A 16,587-nucleotide genomic window follows, 5' to 3' on the forward strand; every position below is an offset into this window, starting at 1 on the left:
TTAGAAACTTTGTTTATTGAGATAAGGACTGATCGGCCTTCTGCTCAAGTTTGCCGTACTTTTTATATGCGAATACACTGAGCACAAATCCGAGGACTGTGATGGCGGCGCAAATCAATCCGACAGCTGCATAGCCGTATGCCACATAGACGGGTCCCATTAAAGCAGAACCTAATGTCACGGCCAGATTCGAGGCGAGGCTGTAAAACACCATGACTTTTCCGCGATGACGCTCTGAGCAGTCACTCAAAATGGTGCTGAGCAGCGTCACCGTCAAACTTTGCATTAATCCCCAAATAAATAGGCTGGCGATTAACAGAAACATAGACGCCGGCGCATATGGTAAACACGCCAGCAGAACGCTGATGACCCCCAGCGCAATCAAAAGGGAGCGCATTTTTCCGATGCGGTCGGCTATCTTTCCTGTAATCACACTCATGGAAAACCCGATTCCATAAATCATGATAAATAAGCCCGCAGCCGTGTTTCCTCCGGTAAAAACGTCCTGAAGATAGGTGCCTAAAAAGGAATACATACCGTAAAAACCAATCATATTACAAAAGGTTATCGTGATATAAACAGGTACACGAGGGACTTTCAGCGCATCCCGGAATGTTCCTGCCGGCTCTTCTATTTCTTCCTTGCCGCTGTTTTTATGTTGGGCATGGCGGCGCATTTCAAGGAGAATCAGCAGGACAACTAAAACGCCCATCAAGGCGAAAATCCAAAACGTCCATCTCCAATGCAGGACGCCGCCGATAAATGATCCGAGCGGCACTCCGAAAATCAGCGCCAGCGACCAGCTTGAAACGATCAGTCCCATCACCTTGCCCCGGTATGTATAAGGGACACGATCACCGACAACTGCGTAAGCGGTCGGAACAAACGCTCCCGCAGCCAATCCCGAAAGCGCCCGGCCTAAAAAGAAGAAAAAAATATTTTGAGCCAAAGCGCATATCACCGTTCCTATGATAAAAATCATAAGCCCGGCCAATAAGCTCAGTTCTCTGGAGTATTTATCGCCTAATGGAACCAAAAGCGGCGCACCGATAAAAATCATAACGCCGTAAATACTGATAGATAATGCAAGGACGCTGACATCTGAGCTGAAGGCTTTTGCTAAATCCGGCAGCAGCGGTGAAATTACAAGCTCTTCAGATCCGGCTGCAAATACCCCCATCGTTAAAGCCAGTGCCAACAATAACGGAAAATGATGTTTTGTTTTGATGTCATTGATTTGATTGCTGTTCATTCTTTCTCAAACACCTCTTCCATAATCTTCTTATCATAAAGTTGTATTATAGTTTAGCATTGTTTTTTCACTATTTACAATTCGAACGAAATATTTATAAGTTTTATTATTTTCATTTAAATCCCATTATATATTTCTATATTCCATTCTAAAAATACATGAGGATGTAATGCGTAAAAAAAGCTCTCCGGCCTCCCGGAGAGCTTTTTCTATTGCGCCTCTGTCTGCTTTTTTTCAATCGGTTCATGATTTATACGCTTTTTGATGCTTAGATGATAGTATGCATAACAGAAAATAATGATCGGCACACCGCAGTATAAGCCAATTCTTTGATCCGGAATGAAAATAAGGCTGATCAACACGCAGCCATATAAACAAAATCCGAGAATGGGGACTAGCGGATAAAGCGGCGTTCTGAACTCCAGATCATTCACATTTCCGCCTTCAGCAAGGAAACGCCTGCGAAAGAAAAATTGCGACGCACAAATGGACATCCACGCGACAACTGTCACCATGCCCGAGATTGAGATACACCATAAATACACTGTTTCTGCGGCCATGACACTTGTCAGCAGTGAACAGCCTGAAATGCCTAGCGTAATCAGCAGGGCATTCATCGGCACGCCTTTTTTTGTCAGTCTGGTGAGAAAGGATGGACCCATTTGATTTGATGAAAGTGACCACATCATACGCGACGCCGCATACAACCCCGAATTAGCAACAGATAAAATGGCTGTTAAGATGACAAAGTTCATGATATCTGCCGAAAATGGGATGCCGATTTGATCGAGTACCGCTACAAATGGGCTTTCAATCACCCCCGCCGTTTTGTACGGAAGGATGGCAACCAAGACGAACATAGCGAGCACAAAGAAAAACAGCGTGCGCCAAATGACATTTCGAATGGATTTTGGCAGTGTTTTTTCCGGGCTTTCACTTTCCCCTGCCGCAATGCCGACAAGCTCCGTTCCCTGAAAGGAGAAGTTCACCATGACCAGCGTAAACATAACGGCCAGCACCCCATTAGGGAAAAGTCCCCTATCAGTCATAAAGTTAGACAAAAAGGGTGTCTCCTGTCCGCCTTTAAAGTCAATCAAGCCAAACACAGCGGATCCGCCAATCACAATAAATAATATGATCGCCGCCACTTTGATGCTTGAAAACCAAAATTCCATTTCTGCAAAGCTTCTGACAGAGAGCGCATTAATCAAAAAGATGACGATTCCGAACACGAGGCACCATATCCAGATCGGAACGGAGGGCAGCCACCTTTGCATCAAAATGCCTGCTGACGTCAGCTCTAACCCCACTGTATTCGCCCAGCTGAACCAATACAGCCAGCCAATCATAAAGCCTGTCGACGGTCCCAGAAATTTAGTGGCGTAGGCCTGAAACGATCCGGCCACCGGCATGGCAACAGCCAATTCTCCTAAACAAAGCATGACGAGATACATTAAAAATCCGCCGATGATATAAGCGGCAATGGCGCCGAGCGGTCCCGCCTGGCTAATGGTAAAGCCAGAGCCTAGAAACAGCCCAGTGCCAATCACCCCTCCCAAAGCAATCATAAACAAATGCCTGCTTTTCATGCTGCGCTGCAATTCATTTTTATGATTCTGCATCATCCTTCCCCCTTTGGTTCTTTTGCCGTGATGGTCATCCGGTAGCTCTGCAAAAGGTGAACGGTGGTTTGCTGTATGAGGAGAGGCAATACATGAAATGTGTACGGTTTATAGACTCGTTCTGTCCATTTATGGCCGTCTTTTCCGTACACACCCATATTAATGGATGGAATATTCAGCTTGCGTATATCTTTGAACGGAATGGTCCCAATCATATTCCACCCAGGAAAGTTCCTGATAAAAGAATCAATTTCGCCATCGGTTTCGTGCAGTGATAAAAAACTGCCGTCTGCCAAGTAGGGGAAAAACTTTTTGAAGACAAATGTTTCGCCTGTCGATTCAGCGGTTTTGTCAGCCGCTTCTTTAATCACATGCTGCAAAAGCTGATCTCTTGCGCTATCTTCTTTCAAATAGTTATGCGGCAGGTAAGGAGGTGCGTAAAATAGAATGACTTTTGCGCCTTGATCGGGGTCAAGCTTTTGAAGCTCTTCGATTGCCTGAAAGCATCTCATGCGAAGTTCAAGGTGCTCGTTGGCTTTGAATGTCTGCTCGATACACTGCTCGGGATCTATCCCCCGGTTTCTCAGCTTTTCTAAATATTGCTCCAGGCTATACACTTGAATGTCCCATGATAAATGTTTCTTTGGCAGGTTGGCTCTTTTTGCATATTCTTCATAATAATCTGATAATTTTTGTTCTGTCTCTCGGCATGCTTCCTCAGTGACTTCAATAAGCAAATCCATCATTTCTTTTGCTGTTCTTTCATAAATAAAACAATTGAAATACAAGCTGGTGCTGACAGCCGTTTGCACATTATAGGATTCCTTGTTATCACGCTGATACAAACAGGATGGTGGCAGAACCAACTCCCCTTCAACCTTTTCTGCCAGATGGATGTTATTGTGGAGACGGCTTGTGATTTCAGATGAAATGAAATTTGGGTCAATCCCTGCCAGTGTATCGCCAACATGGACTTCACGCCCGTAAATGTAAAAGCAAGGCAGCAGTTTTCCCGCGGCTCCGGTATAGATATATCTTGTCTGATCACCATCGTAAAGCGGGGTAATAAAATCTGTATTAATAGCAGCCAAATAGTGAAGCTGTTTTTCTTTTTTTAACCGGTTCAGCTCTGAAATGCTGGCGAGAATGCCCGAATGCTGGCTCTCCTCATCGGGATTGGCCATAAACAATACATTTCCCGGCAACGTCTCAAGGTTCTCCGAAAAATGCAGGAGATTGGCTAAATGCACGGCGATGCCGCTTTGCATATCGACAGATCCTCTTCCGAACATCCAATCGCCTGATTTGGCATCCCGCTGAACATCCTGATCGAACTCATAGCGGCTGAAATACTCGGCCAATTTCTCACAATCAAAAGCGATATCCTTTAAAGGGCCGAAATCTTCAATTCCAACTGTATCCAGATGGGCATGGTAAATGACTGTATTACGGCTTTCTCCATGTCCTTTAATAAACGCAAAAATATTTTTGCGATTGTATGGGTCATTGGGAATGGCCTGTTCCCACACATGACTGGGGTTTTCCTGAAAATAAGGATAGCTCGTGATCACTTCTTTGATGAAATCTGCTTTTGTCCCTTCTCCAACGGTGCCGTTCACGCTGCTGAGGCTGACCAGAGATGCTGTCAGCGCCTCCACTCTTTCAGCCGGATTCATGTGACTGATTTTTGTATACTGCATAAATTGTCCTCCTGATCAAAAAGTTGAAATCGTGCGATCCGCTAAAGAATCGCACGATTTTATTTCTCTCAAATCAAAAAGCTTCGGACGTTGTTTTGGCTTGCATATGAAGAATTAAGTAATCGGGACCGCCTGCTTTTGAGTCTGTTCCTGACATATTAAAACCGCCGAACGGCTGATAGCCGACAATTGCTCCGGTACATCCTCTGTTAAAATATAGGTTTCCGACATGGAAATCCTCGCGCGCCCGTTCAATGTGCGCACGGTTTTTCGTCAGAAGCGCACCTGTTAATCCGTATTCCGTGTTATTGGCAATCTCCAGCATATGATCGAAATCACGCGCTTTGCAAATCGCAACAACCGGGCCGAAAATTTCTTCCTGCATCAAGCGGGCGTTTTCATCAACATCTGCAAAGATCGTCGGCTGAATAAAGTAGCCTTTTGAATCATCGCCTTCTCCGCCGGCCAATAGCTTGCCTTCAGATTTGCCGATTTCAATGTATTTCATCACTTTGTTGTAGGATGCTTCATGAATCACGGGACCCATATACGTATCAGGATCTTCTGGATTGCCGACAGTCAGCGTTTTGGTCAGCGCCACAGCTTTTTCCACCACATCATCATAAACATCCTGATGGATGACCGCGCGGGAGCCCGCAGAACACTTCTGTCCTGAATATCCAAATGCTGAGTACACGATAGAGGATGCAGCAAGGTCAAGATCAGCGTCCTTGTCGACAAGCACTGTGTCTTTTCCGCCCATCTCAGCAATTACCCGTTTGAGCCATTTTTGGCCCGGCTGCACTTTGGCGGCTCGCTCATAAATCCGGCAGCCGACTGCACGGGAACCTGTAAATGAGACAAATCGTGTCTTCGGATGCTCAACTAAGAAATCACCGATCTCCGCTCCATCTCCCGGAATGTAATTCAGAACACCGTTTGGCAGGCCCGCTTCCTCCATGACCTCGACAAATTTTGCTGCCACTACCGGTGCTGCGTCAGCCGGTTTTAAGAGAACCGTATTTCCTGTCACAATCGCTGCCGCCGCTGTTCCCGCCATAATTGCAAGCGGGAAGTTAAATGGTGAAATGACGATGCCGACGCCAAGCGCTTCGTAATGATATTGATTGAACTCGCCAGCACGGCTCTTCACCGGAGCCCCTTCCTTAAGGTTTAGCATTTGGCGCGCATAGAACTCTAAAAAGTCTATCGCTTCAGCCGTGTCCGCATCTGCTTCCTTCCACGGTTTTCCCGCTTCCTTCACAAGATAGCTTGAAAATTCATGCTTTCTTCTGCGCAAAATAGCCGCTGCCTTAAAGAGAATATTCGCGCGGTGCTCCGGTCTTTGTTTTTTCCAGGAATCAAATGCCTGCAATGCGGCTTGCATTGCTTTTTCAGCAAGCTCTTGATCTGCTGAAGACGCGTACCCAATGATCTCTTCTTTATTTGCCGGGTTAATAGAAATGATTTTGCGGTCCGTTTCAATTTTTTCTCCATTTATGACAAGCGGATAATGCTTGCCGAGCTGAGTGTTTACAAAGGCCAATGACTCCCCAAAAGCAGTTTTATTCTTTGCTTCCGTAAAATCGGTAAATGGTTCGTGCGCGTATGTGACTGTCATATGTAGTCCCCCTCGTGTTATGAAATATATCTTCGCATATGAATAAAAATGCAAGAATCATGCCATTTTCTTGTCTTTTGCTGAAAAAACTTGTTGAATCGAACAGAAATTTGTCTAACAGGTGATCACCTTTCTCTTTTTCCGATCTTGAACGCAAATTTATTTTGCGATTTTTGCTCTTTACGCAAAAAACAAATGCAAAATTATTTTGCGGAGGCTTCTCAAATTACACCCATCCGCGGAAACGCGATGCTTCTGCCGATTTTCTGATGCCCGTCATGTAAGCCGCCAAACGCATATCCACTTTATGTGTTGCCGCTGTCTGATAAATTGTTTCGAACGAGCTGACCATGACGCTTCTCAATTTTTCTGCAACCTCTTCTTCCGACCAATAATATCCTTGGTTGTTTTGCACCCATTCAAAATAAGAAACCGTGACGCCGCCGGCACTCGCCAGGATATCCGGCACAAGCAGCACGCCTCTTTCATTCAGGATCTTAGTGGCATCAATGGTTGTCGGGCCGTTCGCCGCTTCAACGACGATTGACGCCTGAATGTTATGTGCGTTTTTGGCTGTGATTTGATTGGAGATCGCAGCAGGCACTAAAATATCGCAATCCTTTTCAAGCAGCTCCTCATTTGTGATGACGTCAGTAAATAAGTTGGTGACCATACCGAAGCTGTCCCGTTTATCGAGCAAATAAGGAATATCAAGGCCGTCCGGGTTGTAGAGCCCGCCATTGGCATCAGAAATCCCGATCACCTTCGCGCCCGCATCGTGCATGAATTTGGCCAGGAAGCTACCCGCGTTTCCAAAGCCCTGTATGATGATGCGCGCGTTTTGCAGCTTGATCCCTTTTTTCTTCACCGCCTCTTCAATACAAATCGTGACGCCCTGTGCCGTCGCCGTTTCCCGTCCTTGCGATCCTCCCAAAACAAGCGGTTTACCTGTAATAAAGCCCGGAGAATCGAATTCCCGCAGCCGGCTATACTCATCCATCATCCACGCCATAATCTGCGAATTTGTGTATACATCTGGAGCTGGAATATCCTTTGTCGGACCGACGATCTGGCTGATGGCACGGACATACCCCCTGCTCAGCCTTTCCAGTTCTCCAAATGACATTGTCCGCGGATCACAAATAATACCGCCCTTCCCGCCGCCGTAAGGAAGATTGGCAATCCCGCATTTGAGCGTCATCCAAATGGATAATGCCTTTACTTCCTCTTCATTAACTTCTGGATGGAAGCGAACGCCCCCCTTTGTCGGACCGACAGCATCATTGTGCTGTGACCGGTAGCCTGTGAACACTTTGACGCTCCCATTGTCCATTTTGACCGGAATGCGGACAGTGAGCATTCTCTGCGGCTCTTTCATGAGTTCATACATATCTCCCGGATAACCCAGCTTCCGAAGGGCTTCCTTAATGATTGTTTGGGTAGACAGAAATAAGTTAAGAGCTTCTTTTTCTTCATCTTTCGAGACTTGCTTTGCTGACATCTTTTTCACCTCATTGTTTTTTTGGCCGGCTTTAATGTAAGCGCTTTAAAAAATCAGCCCGCCAATTCCTTTCTGCATCGGATTCACCCTTATCATCATGCAAGATCCGTACCAGCTTTTGAATCCACAAAAAAAAGAGACTGAAAACATCTCAGTCTCTGACTACAAATCTATCGATTAACGGGGATCAATCACCAGCTGCGTTTCAGCATAAAAACTGCCGATTCCCAAACCGTTTACTACATCGCCTTTAATCGTGTAAGTGCCTGCGCGAGGAAGAGTTTTACGCACCATGACAAGGTCAAATTCGGATGCGCCTAACAAATCAAGCGTAAGCGGGAGTCTGACTGTTTTTCCATCGTTTAAAATCTGTGTTTCTTTCAGTGTTCTTCCATTCACTGAATCTCTTGTCGTAGCATGAAACCCGTCAGGAAATTGAAATTCTACCGCTCCGAGAGAAAGCACCGCATTTGGTTTATATGTCACTTCAATATCAGAAGTGGTCCACTCTTTCGTGCTGTTAATTGTTTTTGCCTCGATTGATGCAGACTGTGCATGAGCTTGGCCCGAAGGAAGTAAGATTGATAGTAAAACAGCTGAACTGATGAATAATGAAGATACGAATGAAGTTCTTTTTAGCATGACATTTCCCCCTAATTGATTGTTGAAATTTGGCCAGAGCGTCCTCTGCAGAAAAAGCGCTTTTTCATAATTCGCGAATTACCAGTTCTTTTTCTTAAAAATTAATCTATCATCATTTTCCATGGAAGTAAATGTTTTTTAAGGAATATTAACACTTGGAATTCAATGAGAATTCCTTCCTGTTTATACAAGGTTCAAATGGACGATTTCTCTCTCTTTTTCTAGTAACATCTGCCTGACATTTTCTATCTTTTATCCTATTTTAAAAAAGGGCAAAAAAAAGTCGAAGATGCCTCTGCTCTTCGATTGATCACGTTCCTATTTTTATCTGAATTCAGTGTTCCAGTTAAAACCGATCGTCTCATCATTCCACGGAATTCTTTTTTCATCAGGCTGATCTGGGTTATACGACATGGTGGTAAAATAGATAATTGTCAGCGGCGTCTCTCCCAGCACTCTATATCCGTGAGCCACCCCTTTTGGGATTAATAACAGCATCGGATTGTCTTCGCCCATATAATAGACGTCCGTTTCTCCTTTTGTCTTTGAATCCTCTCGAAGATCGTATAGGACAACCTGAGCGTGGCCGGTTGGGAAGAACCAGAGATCATCCTGCTTCTCATGATAATGAAATGCCTTAATCACACCCGGATAGCTTTTCGACCAAGAGGCCTGCCCAAAATGCTCAAGGAGATTCTCATCGTCCCGGACCAGCTCAGCAAAAAAGCCTCTGTCATCGCTATGCTTCATCAATTTTTTCACCTTGACTCCATCAATCACACGCACTGCTCCTTTCCTGCAAATACTCTCGTAACGCTTCCCGCCAGTGGCGGGGGCGGATGCCGGCTTCTTCAATAGCCCGATGGCTCAGCACAGAGTATGCCGGACGGGGCGTTTTGTTCCCGTATTCCTCTGTCGTTACAGGCAAAATGGCTGTTTCCAGCCCGCTTTCTTCCATAATTGCCGTCGCAAACTCATACCAGCTGCATATGCCTGAATTGCTGACATGATAGATGCCCGGCGGATGGCTGAACAGTTTGATGACCGCTTCTGCTAAATCCTTCGTATAAGTCGGCGAACCAATTTGATCGCTGACAACCCGAAGCTCTTGTTTCGTTTCAGCAAGCTTCAGCATGGTTTCAACGAAATTACTGCCGCCATGTCCGTACACCCACGATGTTCTGATGATCGTGCTGTCTTTTGTCGTTAATCGTATCAGTTCTTCTCCAAGCCTTTTGCTTTTGCCATAAATGGTTTTCGGATCGAGGGGATCGTCTTCCCTATATGGCTGGGTTCCTTTCCCATTGAATACATAGTCCGTGCTGATATGAACATATTGAGCTCCGATGCGGGTTGACTCAAGCGCTGTATAATAAGCGCCGATTCCGTTAATCAAGTACGCTTTATCAAGCTCTTTCTCGCATTGATCAACCGACGTAAACGCGGCGCTATTGACCACGATATCCGGCTGATAATGGCCAAACGAATGCCGTACTGAGCGCTGGTCAGCAATGTTCATCATCTTCTTTGTTAACGCAATGACCTCATATCCGGCTTGCTTCAGCTGGCGGCATAGTTCCAAGCCAAGCTGTCCTCCCGCCCCAGTCACCAATACCTTTGTCAATCAGATCACCTTCTCATCGGTCATTGTCTGTATACCACTGAATCGTACGCGCAATGCCTTCTTCAAACGTCACTTCCTGCCGCCAGCCCAGTTCGTTTTTCAGCTTTGATGCATTGATCGCATAGCGCCGGTCATGCCCTTTTCGGTCTTCCACGTGGGCGAACAATTCCTCACAGCCCAGATGCTTCAAAATGACACTCGCCAGCTCTTTATTCGTGCGTTCATTTCCGCCTCCGATGTTATACACCTCGCCGTCGGTCCCTTTTTCTAAAATCAGCTTGATCGCGCGGCAATGATCCTCCGCAAACAGCCAGTCTCGGATCTGGAGTCCATCGCCATACAGCGGAACAGGCAGGCCCTGCTTCGCATGACGGATAATCGTCGGAATCATTTTTTCGCTGTGCTGATAAGGTCCGTAATTGTTGCTGCATCGTGTAATGATGGCCGGAAGCTTGTGGGTTTTCACATAAGACAACACGAGCAAATCAGAGCTTGCTTTGCTGGCTGAGTATGGGTTATTAGGAGAAAGCGGCGTCGTTTCTGTAAACGCGGGATCATCCGCTTTTAAATCCCCGTATACCTCATCTGTTGAAATATGAATCAGCTTCTTGGCTTTTCCTTTCAAGACCGCTTCCGCCAATCGGTATGTCCCCATGACATTTGTGGTGATAAACGGCTCTGCTTGGGAAATGCTTCTGTCCACATGCGATTCTGCTGCGAAGTGAATGACGCCATCGTAGGTCTCATCAAACGCGCGGTCGATATCCTCCTGAACGCTGATGTCCCCTTTTACAAAGCGAAAACGGCTGTTTTGCTTTAATTTTTCCATTTCCTCCGGGTGGCTGGCGTACGTCAGTTTATCTAAAACGGTAATGCGCGCATCCGTTTCCCTCAGCATGAGCTTTGTAAACGTGAGCCCGATGAAGCCGGCCCCGCCTGTAATTAAATATGATTTTGCCATCACTTTTCGTCCTGTCCTTTCCGTAAAGCCTGGTGTACAAGCTGGGAAGCGAGATAAAGCGATTCGTGAGTTCCGGCATCTACCCACCAGCCTGATAACACATCATACGTAAGCTGGCTGTTTTCGATGTATAGATTATTCACATCGGTGATTTCCAGCTCGCCGCGCTTTGATGGTGATATTTGTTCAATATACGAAAACACCTCTGCATCATACATATAAATGCCGGTAACACAAAGGTTGGTCGGTGGCTGTTCGGGCTTTTCGATGATGGAACGAATCCGCTTGTTTTTCTCATCAATCTCAGCAATCCCGAAACGTTCCGGGTCATCAACTTCTTTCAGAAGCACTTTTGCTCCTTTCCCCTGCTGTTCAAAGCGTTCTGTATAAGGCTTTAATGAATCTTCAAAAATATTATCACCTAATAATAAAATGAAAGACTCTTTTTTCGTAAAGCGCTTTGCATAAGACAGCCCATCCGAAATGCCCGATGCTGCCGGCTGTACTTGATAAGTGATAGTAACGCCAAGCTCTTCCCCGTTCCCAAGCAGTTTGTAAAATTGCGGCATATGCTCTTTTTGACTGATGAGTAAAATGTCTTTTATTCCGGCTTCCTCCAGCTTCATAATCGACCAGTATATCATCGGATACGGGCCTACAGGAAGCAAATGCTTGTTGACGGCTTTCGTTAAGGGCATAAGGCGTGAGCCGTTTCCTCCGGCTAAAATAACACCTTTCACATTAACACTTCCTTACATGCATTTTTATATCTCTTGTTCATATAATTCTTGAAGAATAGCTGTTACCCGCATAATGCCTTTGCCATCCACGAGCGGCCTTCCTCCCTTGTGCAAAGAAAGGCGAAGAGGATAGCTGCTCATAATGCGCGACATCTGATAGATGAGTGTTTCATCCGGTACAAGCTCACCTAAGCCAAGATCAAGAGCGGCGCCTTGGTCAGCAAATGTTTTGGCTGTAGCCGTTTGATGCTCAACCTGAGAAAGAACAAGGCACGGCACGCCGATGCAAATGGCTTCATATAGAGAGATGCCGCCGGCGACAATGGCTGCGTCCGCTTGTTTCATCAAACCTGCCATATCATTTGTCTGTTCGATCATCTTGTACTGCGGCTTCTTTTCGATCCGCTTTCGGACTGCCTCTTGATGCGGTGAAGCGCTCCCCATTACAAACATTATGTTTTTGTCTTTTATGTCGGGGACTTGATCAGCGGCAGCCAGCACTTTAAAAATAAGCTGCTTCGGATCACTTCCTCCTAATGCAACAAGGATATTGCGACAGTCTTTCTTAAGTGTGTAATCCTCTCTTGCGGCCTGAAAGGCGGGGTGAAGAATAAGATAGTCCGGACCTTCATAGATGCGTGTGTTTCCCTGAACGTACACCCTGCTTCTGATGTGACCGTAAATTCCGTTAATGACTGCGTCACTATATTGAATCGATTTACCGTTTTTCTCTTCAAAAAGAACAATTTTCGCATCTGTCTCCGTCTTTATTTTCTTTAACAGCTCTGCAGGCACGCCTAGAATATCAAACAAAAGCAAATCAAGCTTCTTGCTTTTTATTTCCCGGAGAATAAATTCGTGCTGCTGCAGCTCCGGCTTTACGATGACACGCCAATGCTCTTCATGAAGAAACGCTTCAGACTCCTGATTCGTATAAAACGTAATCAAGCATCGCTGTTTGAGCACCTCCGCAAGCCTCTTCATCCGGACAACATGGCCCATTCCCTTTTCATAGCCGCCGTCTGCGAAGATCCCAACATGCATGGCTAGTCAGCCTCTCGTTCGGTTGCCGCATCGGGGTTCCGGTTCAGAAGGGTGATAAGCTCTGAGGCGGATACATCGGGGCGCTCGCCTGCTTTTTGATAGAGGGCCTTTATCGATTCATAGTCTTCCTTTGTATCAATGGTCAGCCGATATTGAGGGGCGCGAAATCGTTCCGGCGCCTCTAAAAACTGAACACGATAAAGAGCTGGATGATTCCTTATATATAACGTGACATGCTCCTGATATTGATCCTCCAAAGCCTGAATACGGCTGATGTCAATTAACAGGTTGGCGTTGACCACTTCGCCGCAAATCCCTAATGGGGCATTCAGGATATACGTATAATCCGAGCCTTGATCAAAATGCGCCTGAATCATTACATCGAGCAGCTCAGGATCGACAAACGGATTATCACCTGTTAACCGGATGATGACTGACGGTTTAACAGCTTCTATGACCTTCACAAACCTATCGAGGACACGTTCTTCGCTCCCGCGGAAAACACGAAAGCCTTGTTTGATACAGTGCGCCTCTAATATGTCGTCAGTTTCTTTGTCAGACGTGGCGATGACAAGATTATCCCGATCCTTTTGGTAAAACGCGCTTTTCCGGACACGGTGAACGAGAATGTCAAGTAAACGATTCGATCCGAGCGGCCGAAGCACTTTTCCCGGAAGCCTTGTTGAACCCATTCTTGCCTGAATGATAAAGAGAATATCACTCATGAAACGGGCTGTCCTTCAGTAAAATGTCATCCCAGATAATGCCTGTGTCGGCCGGAATGTCTCTTACAGCCCGAACACCGCTGGTCAGCAGTTCAAAAAATCTCGGGTGCAGCCCCTGCGGCTTTTGTCCGGGCCGAAGCACTGCGATATTGTCTTCACTAAAGGCTTCACCTTTTTGAATCGGAGCTGTTGTAAAAATGCCTCTATATGCAAAATTTCTGATTTCTCCTTCGATGGCGGTCGTTGTTTTGTATGAACTGCCAAGCAGTTTTTCAGAGACCGGCTTTGTGATCCCCTGTTTCAGCTCAGCTTCCGTTTTCCTGATGCCATCGACCATTTCTTTCAATTCATCCGGATTTAATGCAAACGAGTGGTCGGCACCCGGCAGATTTTTATCGATCGTAAAATGCTTTTCTATCAGTTTTGCTCCGAGCCGAACCGCGGCACACGGCGCTTCTGTCGGATGCTCGCTATGATCGGAGAAGCCGATGACCGCCTCAGGAAAAGCGGCGGCAAGCATCGGAATGACGCTGAGGTTGCTGTACTCCGGCGGTGCTGGGTATTTCGCCACACAATGCATTATGGCAATTTGATTGTTTCCCTCTGCCCTGATGGTGCGCCAAGCTTCGTGAACATCAGAGATTTCAGCTCCGGCTGTCGAGAAAATCATCGGCCTGTTCAGCCGGGCGACATATTTGAGCAGCGGGAGATGGTTAATTTCATAGGATGCGATTTTAAAAGCGCTCGGCGAGGTAGACTGAAGCAGATCAGCTGACCCCTCGTCACATACCGTACTTAAAAAGATCACCTGCTTTTCGCGGCAGTAATCCAATAGCGGTAAAATCCACTCAGCAGGCATTTCCATAGATTGAACCAAAGAAAAAATAGAGACGTCCTTGCCCGCTGCCGTCTTGTACAAACCAGGATCTTTCTGGTACATCCTATCAGCTTGGAACATTTGAAATTTCACGGCATCCGCTCCCGCTTCCGCCGCGGCGTCTATCAGCGCAAAAGCCTGATCAAGCTTCCCGTCATGATTAATCCCCGCCTCAGCAATAATAAAAACAGGAGCGTCTTTGCCTACAGTTTTATTCGCGATCTGAAACGCTGCCATTATTTCGCCTCCTTGCCCGGCCAAATATGATAATAGTAATACGATTGTTCAGCGGTGAAGCCCATTCGTTCATAAAGGCGGATCGCCCTTACATTGTGGAGCTGCGTCCCCGCTGTTACCGTTCTATGCTTCTGGGTCTCCGGTTGTTCTATGAGATTCGCCAATAAATGAAACGCAATACGTTTTCCTTCAAATCCCGGCTTTACAGCCATCAAATCGAGAATGCATTCATCATCTCTTGATAAGCCCTGAAGATAGCCGATGACCTCGCCATTGTGTTTAGCGACAATATTGACCGCCGCCCTTCCATTCAGATTGTTTCGTGTCCACTCCTGAAATATTTTGTTTGCTGCATCGCGGCTGAGATGAGGATCCTGAAAATATCTGCTTTTTGTAAACGAGTCTCGGGCCAGCTCACATATCGCTTCTGTGTCTCCGGGCTCAGGCGGGCCCAGCTCAAAAAATGGCGGTGTTTTGTCATAAAAAGACGGAGGCATCGCCAGCTTCAGCAAACTCCCGACAAAGTAAGAGGATGGCTGCTGCTGTATCACATGCGCGGCTCCGATATCTTCAGCCGGAACACGGACAAAGATAAAATCCGTTTCATCCATTTGGCGTACAGTATAAAAAGCTTCAAACAGCCTCTTTAGCTGCCCGGTACTATTTGCCGCAAGAAGTTTGACGTTCATGACTTTCTTCTGAAGCACCTTGCTTTCCCACAAAGAATCTTCGTAAAGCAATACACCTTGGAGCCTGCTGTTTTCAAAAAGGCCGAGGGAAAATTGATACGGAACATCCAGTGTAAGCTTTCTGCTTTGGAGAAATTCCTCAATTGCCTCTTTGGAGACATTTTCTTTTACCGTATACACTTAATCAGCCCCTTTTACGATATCCCGCACAGCTTCAATGACATCATCTGCATCGTCGTCAGACATTGATGGATAGAGCGGGAGAGAAAGGGTTCGTTTATAGTAATTCATGGCATTCGGAAAGTCCGCTTCCTTATATCCAAATTGCTTTTGATAATACGGATGAATGTGTACTGGAATAAAATGAACGCTAGTGCCGATATTGTATTTATCCTTTAAAGCCGTAATCATTTCGCTGCGCGTAACCCCGGCTTTTTTTTCATCAACTTGCAGAACATATAGATGCCAGGCGTGCCTGCCGTCATCATGGACAAACGGCGTGATCAGCCCAGGAATCTGCTGAAAAGCGGTTTGATAGCGGCCGGCAATCTCTTCTCTCCGTTTCTGCATATCATCCAGCCGTTTCAGCTGATGAAGTCCGAGGGCCGCCTGCAAATCAAACATATTCATCTTATAGCCGGGCGATTCGACTTCATAGTACCAGCTGCCATTTGAAGAATAACGGTTCCATGCGGCTTTACTCATGCCGTGAAGGCTTAGCACCCGGATCTTATCGGCAAGCTCCTCATCATCAGTCGTCAGCATGCCGCCTTCCCCTGTCGCGAGGTTTTTGGTGGCGTAAAAGCTGAATGCCGTTGCATCCCCGATAGAACCGATCATTCTTTGCTTATAAGTCGTATATACCGCATGTGCCGCATCCTCCAGCACGAATAAACCATGATTTTGGGCAATAGCCAATATTGCATCCATATCGCAGGACTGCCCGCCAAAGTGGACGGGCACAACTGCTTTCGTTCGCGGTGTGACGGCCGCCTCAAGCTTTACCGGGTCAATATTGAGCGTGTTTTGGTCAATATCCGCAAACACAGGCGTCGCTCCCGTATGAATAATCGTATTGACGGTCGAGCTGAACGTAAGCGGAGTGGTAATGACCTCGTCCCCGGGCCCGATCCCTTTTGCTTTCAAAGCCAAAAATAAAGCTGCGGTACATGAATTTACCGCCACGGCGTGCTTCGCCCCGACAAACGCGGCAAACTCTTTTTCAAACTGCTGAACCTTCGGGCCTTTAGAGAGCCATCCCGATTCAAGCGTTTCTGTAACCTCCTGAATTTCTTCCTTACCGATTAACGGCAATGAGTAAGGGAGAAAATGATTTCTCTTTTGCACCATTT

Annotated in this window: 15 protein-coding genes; all 15 read right to left on the bottom strand. The window is 46.4% G+C overall.

The features are described from left to right. Window positions 1-13 precede the first annotated feature (13 nt). The 15 genes from NSU05_RS19145 to NSU05_RS19215 all read right to left on the bottom strand — a co-directional run bounded on the left by NSU05_RS19145 (window position 14) and on the right by NSU05_RS19215 (window position 16,585). A complete protein-coding gene (locus tag NSU05_RS19145) occupies window positions 14-1,252 on the bottom strand; it encodes an MFS transporter (protein ID WP_038429809.1) in 1,239 nt (412 codons plus the stop codon). Between the two features lie 209 nt (window positions 1,253-1,461). Further along, complete coding sequence (locus tag NSU05_RS19150; protein WP_038429810.1) at window positions 1,462-2,874, bottom strand: amino acid permease; 1,413 nt, start codon at window positions 2,872-2,874, stop codon at window positions 1,462-1,464. Continuing rightward, window positions 2,874-4,574, bottom strand: coding sequence for a M20/M25/M40 family metallo-hydrolase (locus NSU05_RS19155; protein ID WP_017696234.1), 1,701 nt, complete (start codon window positions 4,572-4,574; stop codon window positions 2,874-2,876). The genes NSU05_RS19150 and NSU05_RS19155 overlap by 1 nt, the downstream gene beginning before the upstream one ends. 73 nt (window positions 4,575-4,647) lie before the next feature. After that, complete coding sequence (gene pruA / locus NSU05_RS19160) at window positions 4,648-6,195, bottom strand: L-glutamate gamma-semialdehyde dehydrogenase (protein WP_038429811.1); 1,548 nt, start codon at window positions 6,193-6,195, stop codon at window positions 4,648-4,650. 226 nt (window positions 6,196-6,421) lie between these two features. Further along, a complete protein-coding gene (rocG, locus tag NSU05_RS19165) occupies window positions 6,422-7,696 on the bottom strand; it encodes a glutamate dehydrogenase (RefSeq protein ID WP_003227482.1) in 1,275 nt (424 codons plus the stop codon). Window positions 7,697-7,873: 177 nt separating this feature from the next. Further along, window positions 7,874-8,338, bottom strand: coding sequence for a biofilm surface layer hydrophobin BslB (bslB, locus tag NSU05_RS19170; RefSeq protein WP_003227472.1), 465 nt, complete (start codon window positions 8,336-8,338; stop codon window positions 7,874-7,876). Between the two features lie 324 nt (window positions 8,339-8,662). Further along, the gene (locus NSU05_RS19175; protein ID WP_014481242.1) at window positions 8,663-9,118 is read right to left on the bottom strand and encodes a dTDP-4-dehydrorhamnose 3,5-epimerase family protein; all 456 of its coding nucleotides are present in this window, start codon (window positions 9,116-9,118) and stop codon (window positions 8,663-8,665) included. Continuing rightward, window positions 9,111-9,962: a dTDP-4-dehydrorhamnose reductase gene (gene rfbD / locus NSU05_RS19180; protein ID WP_015250965.1), complete on the bottom strand. Its 852-nt coding sequence runs from the start codon at window positions 9,960-9,962 to the stop codon at window positions 9,111-9,113. Before rfbD ends, NSU05_RS19175 begins: the two co-directional genes overlap by 8 nt. A gap of 13 nt (window positions 9,963-9,975) precedes the next feature. After that, entirely contained in the window at window positions 9,976-10,923 is a 948-nt protein-coding gene (rfbB, locus tag NSU05_RS19185; protein ID WP_003244201.1) for a dTDP-glucose 4,6-dehydratase, read from the bottom strand. Further along, on the bottom strand, window positions 10,923-11,663 hold the full coding sequence (locus NSU05_RS19190; RefSeq protein ID WP_014478328.1) for a sugar phosphate nucleotidyltransferase: 741 nt from the start codon (window positions 11,661-11,663) through the stop codon (window positions 10,923-10,925). Before NSU05_RS19190 ends, rfbB begins: the two co-directional genes overlap by 1 nt. A gap of 24 nt (window positions 11,664-11,687) precedes the next feature. Further along, a complete protein-coding gene (locus NSU05_RS19195; protein WP_038429812.1) occupies window positions 11,688-12,707 on the bottom strand; it encodes a PseG/SpsG family protein in 1,020 nt (339 codons plus the stop codon). Between the two features lie 2 nt (window positions 12,708-12,709). Continuing rightward, window positions 12,710-13,432 (bottom strand): spore coat protein, encoded by a 723-nt coding sequence (locus tag NSU05_RS19200; RefSeq protein ID WP_038429813.1) that lies wholly within the window; start codon window positions 13,430-13,432, stop codon window positions 12,710-12,712. Beyond that, window positions 13,425-14,546: an N-acetylneuraminate synthase family protein gene (locus NSU05_RS19205; protein ID WP_038429814.1), complete on the bottom strand. Its 1,122-nt coding sequence runs from the start codon at window positions 14,544-14,546 to the stop codon at window positions 13,425-13,427. Before NSU05_RS19205 ends, NSU05_RS19200 begins: the two co-directional genes overlap by 8 nt. After that, window positions 14,546-15,415: a GNAT family N-acetyltransferase gene (locus NSU05_RS19210; RefSeq protein WP_003227457.1), complete on the bottom strand. Its 870-nt coding sequence runs from the start codon at window positions 15,413-15,415 to the stop codon at window positions 14,546-14,548. Before NSU05_RS19210 ends, NSU05_RS19205 begins: the two co-directional genes overlap by 1 nt. Then, a complete protein-coding gene (locus tag NSU05_RS19215) occupies window positions 15,416-16,585 on the bottom strand; it encodes a DegT/DnrJ/EryC1/StrS family aminotransferase (protein ID WP_038429815.1) in 1,170 nt (389 codons plus the stop codon). Window positions 16,586-16,587: the final 2 nt, after the last annotated feature.

Origin of the sequence: Bacillus sp. EU52 (assembly GCF_037964975.1) — a bacterium.
Taxonomy (GTDB): Bacteria; Bacillota; Bacilli; order Bacillales; family Bacillaceae; genus Bacillus; species Bacillus subtilis.